The organism is Burkholderia sp. SRS-W-2-2016, from assembly GCF_001931485.1.
Classification (GTDB): domain Bacteria; phylum Pseudomonadota; class Gammaproteobacteria; order Burkholderiales; family Burkholderiaceae; genus Paraburkholderia.
Genome location: NZ_MSDV01000058.1, coordinates 66,311 through 84,282, shown reverse-complemented (window position 1 = coordinate 84,282; position 17,972 = coordinate 66,311). Strand labels below are relative to the sequence as shown.

Annotated in this window: 15 protein-coding genes and 1 pseudogene; 8 read left to right on the top strand and 8 right to left on the bottom strand. The window is 64.8% G+C overall.

Translation table 11 applies throughout. From position 1 onward, the window contains the following. The first annotated feature begins 67 nt into the window (after window positions 1-67). The 4 genes from BTH42_RS25490 to BTH42_RS25475 all read left to right on the top strand — a co-directional run bounded on the left by BTH42_RS25490 (window position 68) and on the right by BTH42_RS25475 (window position 4,487). Entirely contained in the window at window positions 68-1,609 is a 1,542-nt protein-coding gene (locus BTH42_RS25490) for an NAD(P)/FAD-dependent oxidoreductase (RefSeq protein ID WP_083654910.1), read from the top strand. 39 nt (window positions 1,610-1,648) lie between these two features. Further along, complete coding sequence (locus tag BTH42_RS25485) at window positions 1,649-2,557, top strand: SDR family oxidoreductase (protein ID WP_075303944.1); 909 nt, start codon at window positions 1,649-1,651, stop codon at window positions 2,555-2,557. A 77-nt stretch (window positions 2,558-2,634) separates the two neighbouring features. Then, window positions 2,635-3,513 carry a metal-dependent hydrolase gene (locus BTH42_RS25480; RefSeq protein ID WP_075303943.1) on the top strand — a complete coding sequence of 293 codons (879 nt, stop codon included), beginning with the start codon at window positions 2,635-2,637 and terminating at the stop codon, window positions 3,511-3,513. Further along, window positions 3,510-4,487, top strand: a complete 978-nt coding sequence (locus BTH42_RS25475) for an alpha/beta fold hydrolase (protein ID WP_075303942.1) — start codon at window positions 3,510-3,512, stop codon at window positions 4,485-4,487. Before BTH42_RS25480 ends, BTH42_RS25475 begins: the two co-directional genes overlap by 4 nt. Here the strand turns inward: BTH42_RS25475 and BTH42_RS25470 are convergent. Then, entirely contained in the window at window positions 4,448-5,002 is a 555-nt protein-coding gene (locus BTH42_RS25470; RefSeq protein ID WP_075303949.1) for a putative glycolipid-binding domain-containing protein, read from the bottom strand. The genes BTH42_RS25475 and BTH42_RS25470 overlap by 40 nt on opposite strands. 230 nt (window positions 5,003-5,232) lie before the next feature. Between BTH42_RS25470 and BTH42_RS25465 the strand changes: the two genes are divergently transcribed. Further along, window positions 5,233-6,009 carry a class II aldolase/adducin family protein gene (locus BTH42_RS25465; protein ID WP_075303941.1) on the top strand — a complete coding sequence of 259 codons (777 nt, stop codon included), beginning with the start codon at window positions 5,233-5,235 and terminating at the stop codon, window positions 6,007-6,009. A 128-nt stretch (window positions 6,010-6,137) separates the two neighbouring features. After that, window positions 6,138-6,326: pseudogene (locus tag BTH42_RS25460) on the top strand (4-oxalocrotonate tautomerase); the annotation flags it as partial. 225 nt (window positions 6,327-6,551) lie between these two features. Here the strand turns inward: BTH42_RS25460 and BTH42_RS25455 are convergent. From BTH42_RS25455 to garD, 7 genes are all read right to left on the bottom strand, one after another. Then, window positions 6,552-7,778: a porin gene (locus BTH42_RS25455; protein WP_075303940.1), complete on the bottom strand. Its 1,227-nt coding sequence runs from the start codon at window positions 7,776-7,778 to the stop codon at window positions 6,552-6,554. A gap of 78 nt (window positions 7,779-7,856) precedes the next feature. Then, the gene (locus tag BTH42_RS25450; RefSeq protein WP_075303939.1) at window positions 7,857-9,209 is read right to left on the bottom strand and encodes a TRAP transporter large permease; all 1,353 of its coding nucleotides are present in this window, start codon (window positions 9,207-9,209) and stop codon (window positions 7,857-7,859) included. Between the two features lie 13 nt (window positions 9,210-9,222). Then, window positions 9,223-9,732 (bottom strand): TRAP transporter small permease, encoded by a 510-nt coding sequence (locus BTH42_RS25445; protein ID WP_075303938.1) that lies wholly within the window; start codon window positions 9,730-9,732, stop codon window positions 9,223-9,225. A gap of 178 nt (window positions 9,733-9,910) precedes the next feature. Further along, window positions 9,911-10,903 (bottom strand): TRAP transporter substrate-binding protein, encoded by a 993-nt coding sequence (locus tag BTH42_RS25440; RefSeq protein WP_075303937.1) that lies wholly within the window; start codon window positions 10,901-10,903, stop codon window positions 9,911-9,913. 610 nt (window positions 10,904-11,513) lie between these two features. Further along, entirely contained in the window at window positions 11,514-12,449 is a 936-nt protein-coding gene (locus BTH42_RS25435; protein ID WP_075303936.1) for an SMP-30/gluconolactonase/LRE family protein, read from the bottom strand. Further along, entirely contained in the window at window positions 12,450-13,313 is an 864-nt protein-coding gene (locus BTH42_RS25430) for an NAD(P)-dependent oxidoreductase (RefSeq protein WP_075303935.1), read from the bottom strand. 172 nt (window positions 13,314-13,485) lie between these two features. Further along, window positions 13,486-15,075 (bottom strand): galactarate dehydratase, encoded by a 1,590-nt coding sequence (gene garD, locus BTH42_RS25425; protein ID WP_075303934.1) that lies wholly within the window; start codon window positions 15,073-15,075, stop codon window positions 13,486-13,488. 258 nt (window positions 15,076-15,333) lie between these two features. On the opposite strand from garD, the gene kdgD reads away from it, so the two are divergent. Next, on the top strand, window positions 15,334-16,251 hold the full coding sequence (gene kdgD, locus BTH42_RS25420; protein ID WP_075303933.1) for a 5-dehydro-4-deoxyglucarate dehydratase: 918 nt from the start codon (window positions 15,334-15,336) through the stop codon (window positions 16,249-16,251). 194 nt (window positions 16,252-16,445) lie between these two features. After that, window positions 16,446-17,816, top strand: coding sequence for an MFS transporter (locus BTH42_RS25415; protein WP_075303932.1), 1,371 nt, complete (start codon window positions 16,446-16,448; stop codon window positions 17,814-17,816). Window positions 17,817-17,972 lie beyond the last annotated feature (156 nt).

The following is a 17,972-nucleotide window of genomic DNA, read 5'->3' as shown; positions in this document are numbered from 1 at the left end:
CCACGACGCCGCCCCGCCCCCGCCGGGCGAGCCCTCCCAGCCTGCCGGGGTCGAGACCGACGTCGCGATCATCGGCTCCGGCTTCGCGGGCCTCGGCATGGCGATCCGCCTGCGGCAGGCCGGCCTCACCGATTTCGTGATCGCCGAGAAGGCCGATTCGGTCGGCGGCACCTGGCGCGACAACCACTACCCCGGCTGCGCGTGCGATGTCCAATCGCACGTCTATTCGTTTTCGTTCGCGCCGAATCCGCGCTGGAGCCGCATGTTCGCGCGCCAGCCGGAAATTCGCGCGTACCTCGAAGACTGCACGCAACGCTTCGGCATCGAGCCGCATCTGCGCTTCGGTCATGAACTCGCGAACGCGCTTTACGACGAAACCAGTCACCGCTGGCAACTGCGCTTCGCGAACGGCCAGCAATGGTCGGCACGCGTGCTGGTTTCGGGAATGGGCGGACTGTCGCGCGCGGCGTTGCCCGAGATTCCCGGCCTCGAAAACTTCGCGGGCAAAGCGTTCCATTCGCAGCACTGGGATCACAGCTACCCGCTCGACGACAAACGCGTCGCGGTGATCGGCACCGGCGCGAGCGCGATCCAGTTCGTGCCGCAAATCCAGCCGCGCGTCGCGCACCTCGAACTGTTCCAGCGCACCCCGCCGTGGATCATGCCGAAGGCCGACCGGCCGGTGAAGCCGCTCGAACAATGGCTGTTCAAACGGCTGCCGTTCACGCAGAAGATCATGCGTTCGGCGCTGTACTGCATGCTCGAATCGCGCGCGGTCGGCTTCGCGGTGCATCCGTCGCTGATGAAAACCGCGCAGAAAGTCGCCGAGCGCCATCTGCGCCGCCAGGTGCCCGACCCGCAACTGCGCGCGACGCTCACGCCGAACTACACGATGGGCTGCAAGCGCATCCTGATCTCGAACGACTATTTCCCGGCGCTCGCGCAGCCGAACGTGTCGGTCAACACGACCGGCATCGCGCGAATCGAAGCCGACGCGGTCGTCACGACCGACGGCGTGCGCCACCCGGCCGACTGTCTGATCTTCGGCACCGGCTTCCAGGTCGCCGATCCGTTTCCGCCCGGCGTCGTGCGTGGACGCGGCGGCGTCGATATCGTCGACACATGGCGTGACGGCGCACATGCGTACCTCGGCACGACCTTGCCTGGCTATCCGAACTTTTTCATGATCGTCGGCCCGAACACCGGTCTCGGTCATAACTCGATGGTGTTTATGATCGAGTCGCAGGTCGAATACATCCTGCAGGCGCTGCAAACGATGAAAACCGAGCGCACGGCCGCGATCGAAGTGCGTCCGCAGGTCGAGCGCCAGTACAACGAGCGGATCCAGCAGAAGCTCGGGCGCGCGATCTGGTCGACCGGCGGCTGCAACAGCTGGTACCTCGATCCGAAGACCGGCAAGAACACCACGCTGTGGCCCGGCTTCGCGTACAAGTTTCGCCGAGCCACCAGCAGCTTCCGCCTCGACGATTACTTCGCGTATGCCCCCGCCGCATCTACCGCGCCCGCCGCGCAGGGCCACCCTGCCGAACATGGCGCGACCCGGCAAGGCCCAGGCAACGCCGCGGTCACGTCGGCCGAAGCGACCTGAACCGATAAAAACGACAGCGCATCCATCAGGGAGAAAAAAATGAAGAACTTCACCGACAAGGTGGCCGCGATCACCGGCGCGGGTTCGGGCATGGGCCGCTCGCTGGCGATCCAGTTGGCCGGCGAAGGCTGCCATCTCGCGCTCGCCGACCGCAATCCGGCAAGCCTCGCCGAGACCGGGCAGCTCGCGCGGGCCGCCGCGCCGCAACGGCTCGGCGCGCCGCTGCGCATTACCACGCGCGTGCTCGACGTCGCCGATCGCGCCGCGATGTTCGACTGGGCCGCCGCCACCGCGCTCGAACACAAGGGCGTGAACCTCGTGTTCAACAACGCGGGCGTCGCGCTGTCGAGCACGATCGAAGGGATGGAGTACACGGATCTGGAGTGGATCGTCGGCATCAACTTCTGGGGCGTCGTGCATGGCACGAAGGCGTTTCTGCCGTATCTGAAGGCGTCCGGCGCGGGTCATATCGTCAATACGTCGAGCGTATTCGGACTGTTCGCACAGCCAGGCATGAGCGGCTACAACGCGACCAAGTTCGCGGTGCGCGGCTTTACCGAAGCGTTGCGCCAGGAACTCGATCTGCTCAGGTGCGGCGTCTCCGCGACCTGCGTGCACCCGGGCGGCATCCGCACCAATATCGCGCAGGCCAGCCGGATCGCGCCGAACATGGTCGGCTTCATGGTCGAGAACGAGCAGCAGGGCCGCGACGACTTCGAGAAGTTCTTTATCACCACGGCCGACGACGCCGCGCGCGTGATCCTCGACGGCGTGCGCAAGAACAAACGGCGCGTGCTGATCGGCCGCGACGCACGCGCGGCCGACTGGCTCGCCCGCACACTTCCCGCCGCGTATCAGGCGCTGGTCGTGATGCAGACGCGCCGGCTCAAGCGCAGCGCGGCCAAACGCGCACGCCGCGCCGCGCAGCTCGACGGCACGCGCGCCTGAAGCACGTGCGCCCTCGCCCGCATCCGCGCGGCGCCATTCAGCTTTGCAGTACGTAATAAATCACAGGGAGAAAGGCCATGATGCCAGTTCGCCGCGACCTACGTTTCAACCTGCCCGCGGAGCGCGCATGCGACTGGCACGCGCAAGGCTCGCACGTCACGCACTTTTACAACGCGCTGTCGCTGCTGTTTCCAGCCGGCGAGCGCTTCTTCATGGATTCGGTGCGCAACTATCGCGACCAGATCGACGACCCGGAACTGAAGAAGCAGGTGCTCGGCTTTATCGGTCAGGAAGCGATGCATACGCGCGAGCACATCGAGTACAACGATCTGCTGCAACAGGCCGGACTGCCCGCTCACAAGCTCGATAACCGGCTGCTGTGGTTTCTGAACCAGTTCCGCAAATATCTGCCGCACTCCTATCAATTGGCGATCACGGTCTGCCTCGAACATTACACCGCGATGCTGGCGGCGATCCTGCTCGAAGACTCGAGCCGCATCGCCGGTTCCGTCGAAGGCTATACGCAGATGTGGACCTGGCACGCGCTGGAAGAAACCGAGCACAAGTCCGTTTCGTACGACGTGTGGAATGCGGTGCTCAAGCCGGGCCTGCGCCGCTATCTGCTGCGCACCGGCACGATGCTCACCACCACGCTGATTTTCTGGCTGATCGTGTTCGACTACAACGTGCGCCTGATCGTCGCCGATCGCAAACGCGGCGGCCATCTGCGCGGCCTGTGGCGGCTGACCCGCTACGTGTGGGGACCGCGCCGCGGCGTGTTGCCGAGCATCGCCGGCGAATGGCTGAGCTTTTTCCGGCCCGGCTTTCATCCGTGGGATCACGACAATCGCGACCAGCTCGCGCGCATCGACGGCCTCGTCGCCGCGGTCGATGCCGCCAACGCCGGGTTGCCGGCCACGCGCCACGCGCGCCGCGGCGTGCGGGCGGCCGCGTGATCCGCGAGACGCTCTCCGTCGACGCCGGCGACGTGCGGCTCGCGGTCTACGTGAGCGGACCGCGCGACGCGCCGCCGCTCGTGCTGGTGCACGGCTATCCGGATTCGGCCGCGGTATGGGAGCCGGTGCGCGCGCAACTGGATCGGCGCTATCGGGTGATCGCTTACGACGTGCGCGGCGCGGGCGCATCCGGCGCACCCGCCGCGCGCAGCGGGTACAGGCTCGCACGGCTCGCGGCCGATCTGGCCGCGGTCGCCGACGCGACATGCGGCAAGCGGCCGTTTCATCTCGTCGGTCACGACTGGGGTTCGATTCAGTGCTGGGAAGCTGTCACCGATCCGGCGTTCAGCGACCGCATCATGTCGTACACGTCGATCTCAGGCCCGTGTCTCGATCATGCGTCATTCGATCTGCGTGGCCAGGGCGCGCCGGACAGCAACGGCGCAGCGCGCCCGCGCCCGGCCAGGCGCCCGTTCGGCAGCGGCCTGCGCCAGACGCTGAAGTCCTGGTACATCTTCTTCTTTCACCTGCCCTTGCTGCCCGAGCTGGTCTGGCGCGCGGGCGGCGCCAGAATGTGGCCGCTGTGGCTGCGCGTGACCGAACGCGTACGCACCGAACGCGAGCCCGCGCAGAAGCGCAACGCGCTGAACGGACTCAATCTGTATCGCGCGAATTTCATCGACAAACTGCGGCGGCCGCGCGCGCGTCGCACGGAGGTGCCGGTGCAGTTCATCGTGCCGCTGCGCGATCGTTACGTCGGGCCGGCGCTGTCGCTGGGACTCGAAGGCTGGCTCGGCGCGTACAGCCGCATCGAAATCGACGCCGGCCATTGGGTCGTGCTGCGCGAGCCGGAGCGGATCGCGGCCGAAATCGCGCGCTTCGTCGACGCGCAATTAGCGCCTACCGCAACCGGCAACGCCGCCGCGCGCGCCGCTCATCCCCCGCGCGGCGAACGCGCGAACAAGGTCGGATAGTCGATCACCAGACCGTCGCCATCCACCGTCAGGTTCGCGACGAAGTCGCGGAAAATGCCTTCATAGCGGTACTCGCGATTCAACGCGATGCACGAATACGCCTGCCCGGCTCGCGTAACCTGCAGATCCGGCGTCGAGATATACGCGACTTCGATCGGCTGGCGCTCGCCCTCGGCCAGTTGCAGGCGGCGAATCGGCAGCGTGTTGGTGAACGGCGTCGCGGCGATATCGATATCGATGCAGCCTTCGAGCGCGCCCAGCGCGAGCCCGTGCCCGTCGTGCCAGCGGCCATTGCCGTCGCCATGCAGCTCCAGCTCGCCGCCGCCGACGATCTTCAGCCACGCGTAACGGGTGCGCCACTGCGAATCGCAGCGCACCGCGTAGTGCAGTCCATACGGCTTGCCGTAACGCTGGCCGACCACGACGCTTTCGACCGCAAAGCCATCGTCGCGCGCATCGAAGCTCAGATGTTCGATGCCGTCGCCTTCTTCGGAAGTCCATCGCAATTCACGCATCGGCGTCTCCTCACGAAACGGCGCGGCGCGCGCCGGGTTTGTATCGTAGCGCGAAAGCGCGCGTGCGACGCAGCGCCCGACCCAGGCGCGCACGGACGACAGATAGCCACTATCGACGCACGCCGATGCCCGGCCAGTAACCCAGCGTCACGCTGCCAACCGCCACTTTTGTGCGGTAGCATCGCAAGCCGGTCCGCGCGCAGCAGGCGCCACATGTTTTGGAGAGCTACATGTCATTTACTCACTCGCCCGCCGGCCGCGTCGCCGAATCCGGGCCGCTGTCGGAAGCGGAGCGGCAGACCCGGGTCGACCTCGCGGCCGCCTATCGGCTCGCCGCGCTGAACGGCTGGGACGATCTGATCTACACGCATATTTCCGCGAGCGTGCCCGGCGAACCCGGCCACTTTCTGATCAACCCGTTCGGCCTCGCGTTCGATGAAGTGTGCGCGTCGAACCTCGTCAAAATCGATATCGGCGGCCGGATCGTCGGCGCGAGCGAGCATCCGGTGAATGCGACCGGCTTCGCGCTGCACGCGGCCGTGCATGCGGCGCGGGCGGACGCGTTCTGCGTGATGCACTTGCATAACACCGCGGGCGTCGCGGTGTCCGCGCAACCGGCCGGCCTGCTGCCGGCCTCGCAGCACGCGCTGCGCTTTTACGGCCAGCTCGCGTATCACGACTACGAAGGCCTCGCGTTCACGCCGGCCGAAGGCGAGCGGCTGGTCGCGCATCTGGCCGACAAACCGGCGATGCTGCTGCGCAATCACGGCACGCTGACGCTCGGCCGCACGGTCGCCGAGGCCTATGTGCTGATGGCGACGCTGCTCAAAGCGTGCGAAATCCAGATTCAGGCACAAACCTGCGGCGCGCCGCTGGTGGTGCCGGACGACGCGGTCGCCGCGCGCACCGCCGAGCAGTTGTACGACGGCGGCGCGATCGAAGGCGCGCTCGAATGGCCGGCGCTGCTGCGCAGGCTCGACCGGCTCGATCGCGCTTATCGCGACTGACCGGACCCGCCCGCCCCCAATCCTTACCAGATCTTTTTAACTGAAGAGTTAGTTCGCCGCGCCACGCCGGCGCCCGAGCCGACCCGCGCAGACCCACCGACCCTCAACCCACCCGATCACGGAGCCCTGCCATGCCCACCTTTCACATCGAACTTTTCGAAGGCCGCACGCTGGAGCAGAAACGCCAGTTCGTCGAAGCGATCACCAAAGCCACCTGCGAGTCGCTCGGCGTCGAACCGAATTCCGTCGACATCATCCTGACCGACGTGAAACGCGAAAACTGGGCCACGGGTGGCCGTTTGTGGTCGGAGGCCTGAGAGCCGGAAGAAAACTGGCGGAATGCGGCGGCGTTTAAAGCACACTGTCGCCGCATCGCAACACGCCGCTCGCGGTCCTCCCGCAACGGCGCTGACGACTCTCCAAAAACCCCCGCGCAAAAAAAAAGCTGCGCATTTTCATGCGCAGCTTCCATCACTGACAACCCGAAAAAATCGTGTTGTTGTGGCGGCAAAACAACACGCCGCCACCTCTTCAGTAACTATTTAGAACTTGTGGATCATGCCCACGCCGATAGCAACCTGGCTACGCGACGAAGCCGGTGCACCGTTCTGAGCGTCACCGATGCTTGCGGTTGCGTCGATGATGGTACGGCCGTCGCCTGCCAGCGTCTTGCCGCTAGCACGCTGGAACGCTTCCAGCGCGTAGAAGCCGGTGCGCTTGGACAGCGTGTAGTACTGCGACAGGTTGAACTGGTTGTACGTCGCCGCGCTCGTGATGCCGTTCGCTTGCGTCGCACGGGTGTAGGCGTAGCCAGCAGCCAGGTCCAGCACCGGGATCGGCTTGAAGTGCACCACTGCGCCGCCGGTATTCCAGATCTGCGTGTTGCCGAAGAACGAGCCCGCGCCCGGAGCGTACTGAACGTTCGAGTACGAAGCCGACACGTCCCACTGCGAGTTGAACGCGTAGCCGCCGGTAACCGCAACGCGCTGCTGCTTCGCTGCCGTCTGGAAGCCGTTGTTGATTGCCGACACGGCCGGTTCTGCGCCGTTGTTCGACATCGCCGAATTCCAGTTCACAGCAGCCGGCGTACGGGTAGCGATACCCGCGTTGTCGATGCGCTGGATACCTGCGGCGATACCGACCGGGCCGTTCAGGTACTGAGCAGCGACGCTCCACACCTGGCCAGCACCCGTGCTGCCGGCGTTGCCGCCGAGCGAGTACGAACCGCTGATCGTCAGGCCGCGGAAGCTCGGCGACGTATAGACCAGCGAGTTGTTCGAGCGGTACAGCGTGTCCAGCGAGTCGATATCACCCGGGTGCGCGCCGTATGCGCCGGTCAGCCACGTGGTCGGGCTGTACGGCGACAGCATCGTGTAGTACGAGGTGTACTGGCGGCCGGCCGTCAGCGTACCGAACTGTGCATTCGTCAGACCAACCCATGCCTGACGGCTGAACATCAGACCCGACGTGGATTCCGCGCCGGTTGCGCTGTTAAAGCCCTGCTCCAACGTGAAGATGGCCTTGGTGCCGCCACCCAGATCTTCCGCGCCCTTCAGGCCGAAACGGCTACCTGCCCAAATGCCGTTGATCATCTTGACTTGCGAGCGACCGCCAGCCGACGGGCGCGACGAACCGAGCGCGCTCAGCGTCGTGGAGCTGTTCTGCCAGCCGAAACCCGTATCGACGATACCGTACAACGTGACGCTGCTTTGAGCGTGTGCGCTCAGGGCGACCAACCCCACAGCTGCGGCGACGAGAGTCTTTTTCATTTTTACTCCTCTGTTAGAAACTATCTTTTTGCGGCCCGGGCAGGCGCCGCTGAGTGTGGAAAAAAATCAATTATCTGCTTAGAACACCGGGTGCCCGTTGATCACGCTGGGCAACCATGTCGAGAACCACGGAACGTACGTCACGATATTGATGGCGCTGAAGATAGCCAGGTAATACGGCCAAGCCACCTTGGTAGTTTCACCAATCGACACATTGCCGATTGCGCAACCAATGAACTGAACCGAGCCGATCGGCGGGTGCACGAGACCGAGCGCGCAGTTCAGCAGGATCATGATGCCGAACTGAACCGGGCCCACGCCGTTGTGCATTGCCATCGGCAGGAACAGCGGCGTCGTGATCAGGATGTGCGCCGCCATGTCGACGAACGTGCCGAGAAACACCTGAATCACGTTGATGTACAGCAGCATCAGCCACGGCAGCGAGGTCGCGCCGTCGAGCATGCGTTCGATCGCGTCCGGAATCTCCAGGTAGGCCATCTGGAAGCGCAGCATGTTCGACACGCCGATCAGCAGCAGCACCACGCCGGTGGTTTTAGCCGCCTTGCCGAGCGCATGGCCGAGCTTGGCGAGCGACAGCGAGCGATACACGACGATCGTCAGGATCAGCGAATAGCCGACCGCGATCGCGGCCGCCTCGGTCGCGGTGGCAATCCCGCGCGCCACGCAGAACAGAATGATCGCGATCACCATCAGGCCCGGCACCGCGCCGATGAAGGTGCGCAGCACCGCCATCCAGCCCGGGAAGCGCTGCAGACCGGTCGAACCGTCGGGACGGCGCGGATAGCCGAACTTGACGGCCTGCCAGTAGGCGGCGACCAGCACGAGGCCCATCACCCACAGCACCGGCAACAGACCCGAGAACAGCAGGTCGCCGATCGACACGCCGGTGATCTGCTTGCCGTTCAGCACGCCGCTCACGCCTTGCGCCGCGAACGCGTAGATGATCATGTTGGTCGAGGTCGGCATCAGCGCGCCGGCCAGCGACGAGTGCGTCGTCACGTTGACCGCGTACGCCGCGCTATAGCCTTCGCGCTTCATCAGCGGGATCACCACGCCGCCCATCGCCGACGTATCGGCGGTCGGCGAACCGGACACGCCGCCGAACAGCGTACAGGCGACCACGTTGGCCATCCCGAGGCCGCCGCGGAAGTGACCGACGGTGGACTGCGCGAAACGCAGGATGCGGTCGGCGATACCGCCGTGCAGCATCAGCTCGCCCGAGAAGATGAAGAACGGCACCGCGAGGAACGAGAAGCCGTTCATCCCCGAGATCATCGACTGCATCGCGGTCGCGGTCGGCAGACCTTCGAACAGATAGGTCAGCACGCAGGACAGACCCAATGCGAACGAAACCGGAACCCCTAGGAAGAGGAAAACAAGAAAACTGACGGTGAGAAGGGTAAGTTCCATGATGGATCTACTTTTATTCCGTGACGGAGAGTTCGAGCGCCTGCTCTCTCCGCTTGCCGGAGAAGAGCTCGAGCAGATGTTCGAGCGAGAACAACGCGATACACACGCTCGCGACGATCGGGATGCAGTAACGCAGCCCTTCCGGCACGCCGATGATCGGAATGCGGTCGTGCATCGTGGTCTCCGCCATTTCCCAGCAGCCGACGAACACCGCCACAGCGAATGCGATCAGGCACAGGTGCTGGATCGCGGTGGCCGCCACCTGACCTTTCGGCGGCAGCTTCTTGACCAGCGAGTCGAGGCCGATGTGGCCGCCTTCGCGAACCTTCAGCGCGGCGCCGAACATCGCGATCAGGATCACCAGCAGCAGTGCGATGGGCTCGACGTAATCGGGCGCATCGGCGAATACGTAGCGCATCACCACGCTATAAATGACGAGCAGACACAGTGTGGCGAGCGCGAACGACGCCAGCACCAGCAGCACGCGAAAAATAAAATCGTTTGGGCGTTTAAGGAAACTCATGACCCTGTCCTTGCTTACGACCGATGTGTGACAGGCAGCAGTCCAGTGCGGACACGGTTGTCACGCGCGCGCGACACCGCGCGGCGCAAGGCCTCGAGGGTTGCCCCGCGAGACCTTCGCGCCACTGCTGCTACAAGCGTTGCTAATTACGTAGTGCGTCGAACGACGCGAGACTGACTTACTTGATTGCCTGGATTTCGTCGACGATCTGCTTCATCGCCGGGGTCTTTTCGTACTTCACCCACACCGGCTGCATCACCTTCACGAACGCCGGACGGTCGATCTGCGTCGCCGTCACGATCGTTGCGCCGCCCTTCGTCACTGCCTTCTGCGCGTCGGCTTCACGCGCGGTCCACAGCTTCTGGTAGTACGGCACCGAGTCGGCCGCGGCCTTCTTGATGATCTGCTGCTCTTCCGGCGTCAGCTTGTCCCAGATCTTCTTCGAGAACACCAGCACTTCCGGCGTCATCGAATGCTGGGTTTCCGAGTAGACCTGAGCCACTTCGAAGTGCTTGGTTTCGTCGTACGACGGCAGGTTGTTTTCGGCGCCGTCCACGAGACCCGTCTTCAGGCCCGTATAGACTTCCGAGAACGGCATCGGGGTCGGCGTGCCGCCCATTGCCTTGATTTCGTCGACCATCAGGTCCGACGGCTGCACGCGCACTTTCAGGCCCTTCATGTCGGCCGGCGACTTGATCGCCTTCTTCGCGTACATCGAACGCGCGCCGCTCTCGTAGAACGTCAGTGCGACCATGCCCTTCGCGGTGAACGCGTCGAGGATCTTCTGGCCTTCCGGACCGTACATCACCTTGCGGAAATGGTCGACGTCGCGGAACAGGAACGGCAGCGACGGGATCATCGATTCCGGCACGATTTCGTTGAACGCCGCGCCGTTGGCACGCGCCATGTCCAGTGCGCCGATGCGCACCTGGTCGATCGTGTCGTTTTCCGAGCCGAGCGCGCTGTTGCCGAACACCTTCACGGAATCCTTGCCACCGGTCGCCTTGTTGATCTGCTCGCCCATGAACTTCACCGCCATGTTGGTCGGGAAGGTATCGCCGTGCACGTCGGCGCAGCGGAACACGCGCGCTTCAGCCGACATCGAGCCGAACGCCAGCGCCGCGGCCGCGACGATCATCGAAACACGGGAAGAGGCAAACTTCTTGTTCATCGTGACATTCCTTGAAAAATAGACCATCCCATCGATTGCGGATGTGACATGGTTTGATGCGTCCCCGGCGGCGCTCACCCCCTCGCAGGTGCGGGCACTTGCCGTACTGGCTGCGCAATTCCCCGGCGCAGTGAATCCAGCACTCCAGTCGATCGCTCGACTACTTACTTCGATCACGTCGGCGCGCTCGCGCAGTGCCTGCGGCATTAACGAGAACCGCACCGCTCTGCTTGAGCCCGTCGTATTCGCACGAACACCCAAACCGCAGAAAGCCATTTGTTTGGGCTTATATGTTGTACGACGACATATGAAGTCTATAAAAGGGTCTTTAGCTTGTACAGACGGTATTTACCCGCACCCACGAGCGACCCGGCAGCAATGACCGGCGCAGCATCCCATCTAGGCGCGGCGTGGCTTGGCATCGCCCTGGCAGAACTTTTAGAAGGTCTCGTGAAGTGTTGTATTTTTGTGAGATAAGACGGGCAAGAGCGTGGTCTGGACGCTACATGTTGTACGACGAGTGACAAATTAAGGGTCATAGAACATGACCCGGAAATGACAACGCCGGGACCTGAAACCTCGTCCCGGCGTTGGCCGCATCTGAATCCGCTTACAGCTGCCCGGCGTATTCGGGCTCGGGCAGCCCCTTCACACCGGGCCGCAGCGCGAACACATGGCCGTCGTGTTCGCTCGCGCCGCTGCCGGGCCGGATCGACGTGACGAACAGCGTGTCGAGGTCGCGCCCGCCGAACGCGCACATCGCCGGCTTGATGGCCGGCACCGCGATCTGCCGGTCGAGCTTGCCCTGCGGCGTGAAACGCAGCAGCTGGCCGGCGTCGTTCGCGCAGATCCAGTAGCAGCCGTCGGCGTCCACCGCCGCGCCGTCGGGACGGCCCACGTAGTGGTTCAGATCGGCGAACACCCGGCGGTTGCGCGGCTCGCCGGTCTCGATGTCGTAATCGAACGCCCAGATCAGGCGGCGCTGCGGATGCGAGTCGGACAGGTACATCGTCGTGCCGTCCGGCGACCAGCCGAGGCCGTTCTGCGTGATCAGCGCATCGACGACCGGCGCCGACAGCACGCCGTTCTCGTCGAAGCGGTACAGCGCGCCGCCGGGGATCGCCGCGGCCATGTCCATCACCATCGTGCCGGACCAGAAGCGGCCCTGACGATCGCAGCGGCCATCGTTGAAACGCATGCCCGGGTGCGGGAATTGCGGCGCCGCCAGCTTGCGCAGCGAGGCCGTCAGCGGCTCGCCGGAGGACGCGCCAGCGTCAGCCGTGGAGGCCAGCGTCACCGCGAACAGCCCGGTCTCGCAGCCGGCCAGCACGGTGCCGTTGCGATCGAACGCGATGCAGGCGACCTGCTCCGGCAACTGCCACTCGGTGCGCTTGCCGGTCTCGACCGAGCCGCGCACGATCTTCTTCGCCGGAATGTCGACCCAGTACAGCGCCTGTTCGGCCGCGCGCCACACCGGGCTTTCGCCGGTCGCGGCGGGCAGCGGCCCGGCGGCTTCGAAGCGCTCGACTTGCGGATTCGCGCTCATTTACTTCGCATCCTTGCCGGACTCGCGCTTCGGCTCCATCGGGCCGGCCAGCACGAACGGGCCGCCCTGGTACAGCTGGGTCGGGTCGTCGAAACGGGTGTCGGGCGCGACCGGCGGGAACAGATGCTCGAACTGCTCCGAGCTGTCCTGCGGACGGAAACCGAGGAACGCGGCATTGGTGTTGTCGACCCACGAAATGCGGTTCTTCGAGACGCCGTAGACGATCGCGTGACCGACCCGGTTCGTGAACAGCGAGCAGCGCACGAGTTCGACGAAGTCGCGATAGCTGAGATACGTGACCAGCATCCGCGCGGTCTTCGGCTGCTCGAACGACGAACCGATCCGCAGACACACGGTTTCCAGACCGAAGCGGTCGAAGTAATAGCGCGACAGCGATTCGCCGAAGCACTTCGACACGCCGTACATGCCGTCCGGGCGCAGCGGCGCGTCGGTGCCGAGCACCGAGGTCACCGGATGGAAGCCCACCGCATGATTCGAGCTCGCGTAGATCACCCGCTTCACGCCGTGCTTCTGCGCCGACGAGTACAGGTTGTAGATGCCGCGGATGTTCGCTTCGAGGATGTCTTCGAACGGCGCCTCGACCGAGATGCCGCCCAGATGCACGACCGCGTCCACGCCTTCGAGCAGCGCATGCACCGCCGCCGCGTCGGCCAGATCGACGACCGCGGCTTCTTCGTGCGGCGCGAGTTCGCCGAGCGGCGCGATGTCGGACACGCGCACGATATCGGCCCACTGGGCAAGCGCGGGACGCAGCTGCTTGCCGAGGTTGCCGGCGGCGCCGGTCAGCAGCAGACGACGGAAGGGTTTCTTAGCCGCGGAGCGGTCAACGTTCGAATCGGTCATGTCTTGATGTCTGTTTATGGTTCTGGAATATCAGGCGGATCGGAGAGCGCGGCGGCGATGGCCGCGGCGGCTCGCAGACGGAGCGAAAGCGGCGCGCGGCCCGGGCGCCCACAAAACGCGAACGCCGGCACAGCCGGCGCTCGCCGCGGCTATGCCGCGGTGCGTTGTTCGCTCAGGTCACCGGCGCCGGGTTGAACAGCACCAGCGCGTTGTGCAGCTTGAGCTTCTCCGCGCAGGTCTGCTGACGGCCGCTGGCGATTTCGAGCATCAGGCGGAACAGCTCCCAACCCACCTCTTCGATGCTCGACTGGCCGGTCGCGATCGTGCCGGCGTTGATGTCCATCAGGTCGTGCCAGCGGCGCGCGAGATCCGAGCGGGTCGCGACCTTGATCACCGGCACTTCGGCGAGGCTGTACGGCGTGCCGCGGCCAGTCGTGAACACGTGCAGCGTGATGCCCGAGGCGACCTGCAGCGTGCCGCAGATAAAGTCGCTGGCCGGCGTCGCCGCGTAGATCAGGCCCTTCTGGCGGACCTTCTCGCCCGGCGACAGCACGCCGGAGATCGCCGAGTTGCCCGACTTGATGATCGAGCCCATCGCCTTTTCGACGATGTTCGACAGCCCGCCCTTCTTGTTGCCCGGCGTCGTGTTCGCGCTGCGGTCGGCGCCGCCGCGCTTCAGATAATCGTCGTACCACTGCATCTCGCGGATGATCGCCTGGGCGACGTCCGCGTTGGCCGCGCGCGCGGTCAGCTGATCGACGCCGTCGCGCACTTCGGTGACTTCCGAGAACATCACGGTGCCGCCGGCACGCACCAGCAGGTCGGTCGCGAAGCCGACCGCCGGATTGGCGGTCAGCCCCGAGAACGCGTCGCTGCCGCCGCACTGCACGCCGACCACGAGGTCCGACACCGGGCAGGTTTCGCGGCGGCGGTTGTTCAGGCGCTTCAGGTGGCCTTCGGCCGTGCGCATGATCGACTCGATCATCGACATGAAGCCGACGTGCGATTCGTCCTGCAGCACCACTACGTCGCCGTTCTCGTCGGCGCCGAGGTCGCCGATGTCGGCGATTTCGCTCGGGTTGGCCGCCGACACGATCGGAATCGTGCCAGCCGGCATCAGCCGCTCGGGCTGCAGCTTCTCGCAGCCGAGGCTGACCATCATCACTTCGCCGCCGAAGTTCGGATTCAGCGCGATGTTGCGCACGGTGCGGATCGGCACCATCGCGTCGGGCGCGTCGATCGCGACGCCGCAGCCGTACGTATGGCCGAGGCTCACCACGTCGTCGACGTTCGGGTACTTCGGCAGCAGCTCGGCCTTGATGCGGGTCACCGCGTGCTGCACGACGTCGGCCACGCACTGCACGGTGGTCGTGATCGCGAGGATGTTGCGGGTGCCGACCGTGCCGTCCGCGTTGCGGTAGCCCTCGAACGTATAGCCTTCGAGCGGCGCCATCTCCGGCGCCCTGGTGGTCGCGATCGGCAGATCTTCGAGGCCCGGCGGGCTCGGCATGCGGATCACGTGCTCGTTGATCCAGCTGCCCTTCGGCAGCGCCTTCAGCGCATAGCCGATCACCACGTTGTAGCGAATCACTTCTTCGCCTTCGGCGAGATCGGCCAGCGCGACCTTGTGCCCCTGCGGCACGCGCTCGCGCAGCTTCAGGCCATCGGGAAATACCGCGCCCTCGCCCAGACCGCCGTCGTTGACGACGATCGCGACATTGTCATTGGGATGAACGCGTATATAGAGCGGAGTTTGTTCCATTGATCGATCCTTTAGGCGTTGTCAGCCTGCCACGCCAGCTATTCATACGTCATCCTACAACATCGAAGTTGCGCCGGATGTTCCGTATTTACCCTATAGGGTGCATTATGCCGTGAAAACCCCGTTGAGTTAGCGGAATTGTTGTTGTACGATGACGTATAAGAAATCTGAATTAACAAAGATTTTCTACCGGGGCGGCGCCGCTGCCCCGGTCGGACCCGACCAACACGACACCATTCCGACGCTGGATTACTGACCATGACGACACCGCAGGAACTCAAAGCAATCGTTTCGGAAGGCCTTCTGTCCTTCCCCATCACCGACTTCGACGCACAAGGCAACTTCCGCGCCGACACCTACGCCGAGCGCCTCGAATGGCTCGCGCCGTACGGCGCTTCGGCACTGTTCGTGGCCGGCGGCACGGGTGAATTCTTCTCGCTGACGCAGAACGACTACTCGAACGTCGTGAAGACCGCGACCGAAGTGTGCAAGGGCAAGGTACCGATCCTGGCCGGCGCCGGCGGCCCGACCCGCGTGGCGATCCAGTACGCGCAGGAAGCCGAGCGCCACGGCGCGCACGGCATCCTGCTGATGCCGCACTACCTGACCGAAGCATGCCAGGAAGGTATCGCTGCGCACGCTGAAGAAGTGTGCAAGGCCGTGCCGAACATGGGCGTGATCATTTACAACCGCGCGAACTCGAAGCTGAACGCCGACATGCTCGAGCGTCTGGCCGAGACCTGCCCGAACCTGATCGGCTTCAAGGACGGCGTGGGCGAGATCGAAAACATGGTGACGATCCGCCGGCGCCTCGGCGACCGCTTCTCGTACCTCGGCGGCCTGCCGACCGCGGAAGTCTACGCGGCCGCTTACAAGGCGCTGGGCGTGCCGGTGTACTCGTCGGCGGTGTTCAACTTCATCCCGAAGACCGCGATGGACTTCTACCGCGCGATCGCCGCTGACGACCACGCAACGGTCGGCAAGCTGATCGACGAATTCTTCCTGCCGTACCTGAAGATCCGTAACCGCCGTGCTGGCTACGCAGTCAGCATCGTCAAGGCCGGCGCGAAGCTGGTCGGTCACGACGCAGGTCCGGTGCGCGCACCGCTGACCGATCTGACGGCCGAAGAGATGGACATGCTCGACGCGCTGATCAAGAAGCTCGGACCGCAGTAAGGCACCGGCGTCGGCTGCGCGCAACGCAGGTTCGCGCATCCGCATGAACGAGGACTGCCCAGACGGTCCCGTCGAACGCCCGGCACGGCAACGTCGCCGGGCGTTTCTGCATTTGCACGACAGCCGGCGGCCGCATGGCCGCCAGCCGCCCGGCGTGGAGCCACACTCTCGCCCGCACACACAGGAGATGCCCCATGGACATGAGCCCCTCGGCCCGTTCCACCCAGACCGGCGCGGCCGCCGATAGCGCGACGCGCACCAAGGTCCGCTACGCGATTTTGCTGCTGATCTTTCTGATCACCACCCTCAACTATGCCGACCGCGCGACACTGTCCGTCACCGGTTCCGCGATGCGCGGCGAGTTCAGCCTCGACGCGGTCCGCATGGGCTATATCTTTTCCGCGTTCAGCTGGGCCTACGTGCTGTCGCAACTGCCGGCCGGCTGGCTGCTCGACCGTTTCGGCGCGCGTCGCGTGTACGCGGCGAGCATCTTTTCGTGGTCGCTGTTCACGCTGCTGCAAAGCTCGATCGGCGTGTTCGGCAGCGCCGGCGCCGCGGTGACCGCGCTGTTCGTGCTGCGTTTCGCGATGGGCGCGGCCGAATCGCCGGCCTTCCCGGCCAACGCGAAAGTGGTCGCGAGCTGGTTTCCGACCAGCGAGCGCGGCACCGCGTCGGCGATTTTCAACGCCGCGCAGTACTTCGCCGCGGTCGTGTTCACGCCGCTGATGGCATGGCTGACCCACGCGTTCGGCTGGCACTCGGTGTATGTCGTGATGGGCGCGCTCGGGCTCGTGCTCGCGCTGACGTGGCTGAAGTTCATGAAGAACCCGGCCGACCATCCGCGCGTGTCGAAGGCCGAACTCGAGTACATCGAGCAAGGCGGCGGGCTGGTCAGCGGCGCGCGCAATACCGCCCGTCCGGCCGATGTCGCGAAGGCCGGCGGCTGGTCGCTGGTGCGTCAGCTGCTCGCCAACCGGATGCTGCTCGGCGTCTATCTCGCGCAGTTCTGCATCAACGTGCTGACCTACTTCTTCCTGACGTGGTTTCCGATCTACCTCGTGCAGGCGCGCGGGATGACGATCCTGCACGCGGGTCTGATCGCGTCGCTGCCGGCGATCTGCGGCTTTCTCGGCGGGGTGCTCGGCGGCGTGCTGTCGGACGGGCTGATCCGCCGCGGCTGCTCGCTGACCGTTGCGCGCAAGATTCCGATCGTCGGCGGGATGCTGCTGTCGACCTGCATCATCGGCTGCAACTACGTGTCGGCCGACTGGCTGGTGGTCGCGCTGATGTCGCTGGCGTTCTTCGGCAAGGGCATCGGCGCGCTCGGCTGGGCGGTGGTCGCCGATACCGCGCCGAAGGAAGCGCTGGGTCTGTCGGGCGCGATCTTCAATATGTTCGGCAACGCGGCCGGCATCGTCACGCCGATCGTGATCGGCTATCTGGTCGCGCAGTCGGGCTCGTTCAACGGCGCGCTGGTGTTCGTCGGCGCGAACGCGCTGCTGACGGTGATCAGCTACCTGGTGATCGTCAAGGACATCAAGCGGGTCGAACTGCGCGCGATCTGATCTGCGTTATCGTACTTCCCTACGCCGGAGCATCGGGCTTTAGAGGCCGCCGCCGCGCCGAGACACGCGGTCCGGCGGCCATCCGACTCCATTTGTGACAATTGCGCCGAAAACGATCGGACTCTAATATATTCAGTCGTCAGACGACGATATAAT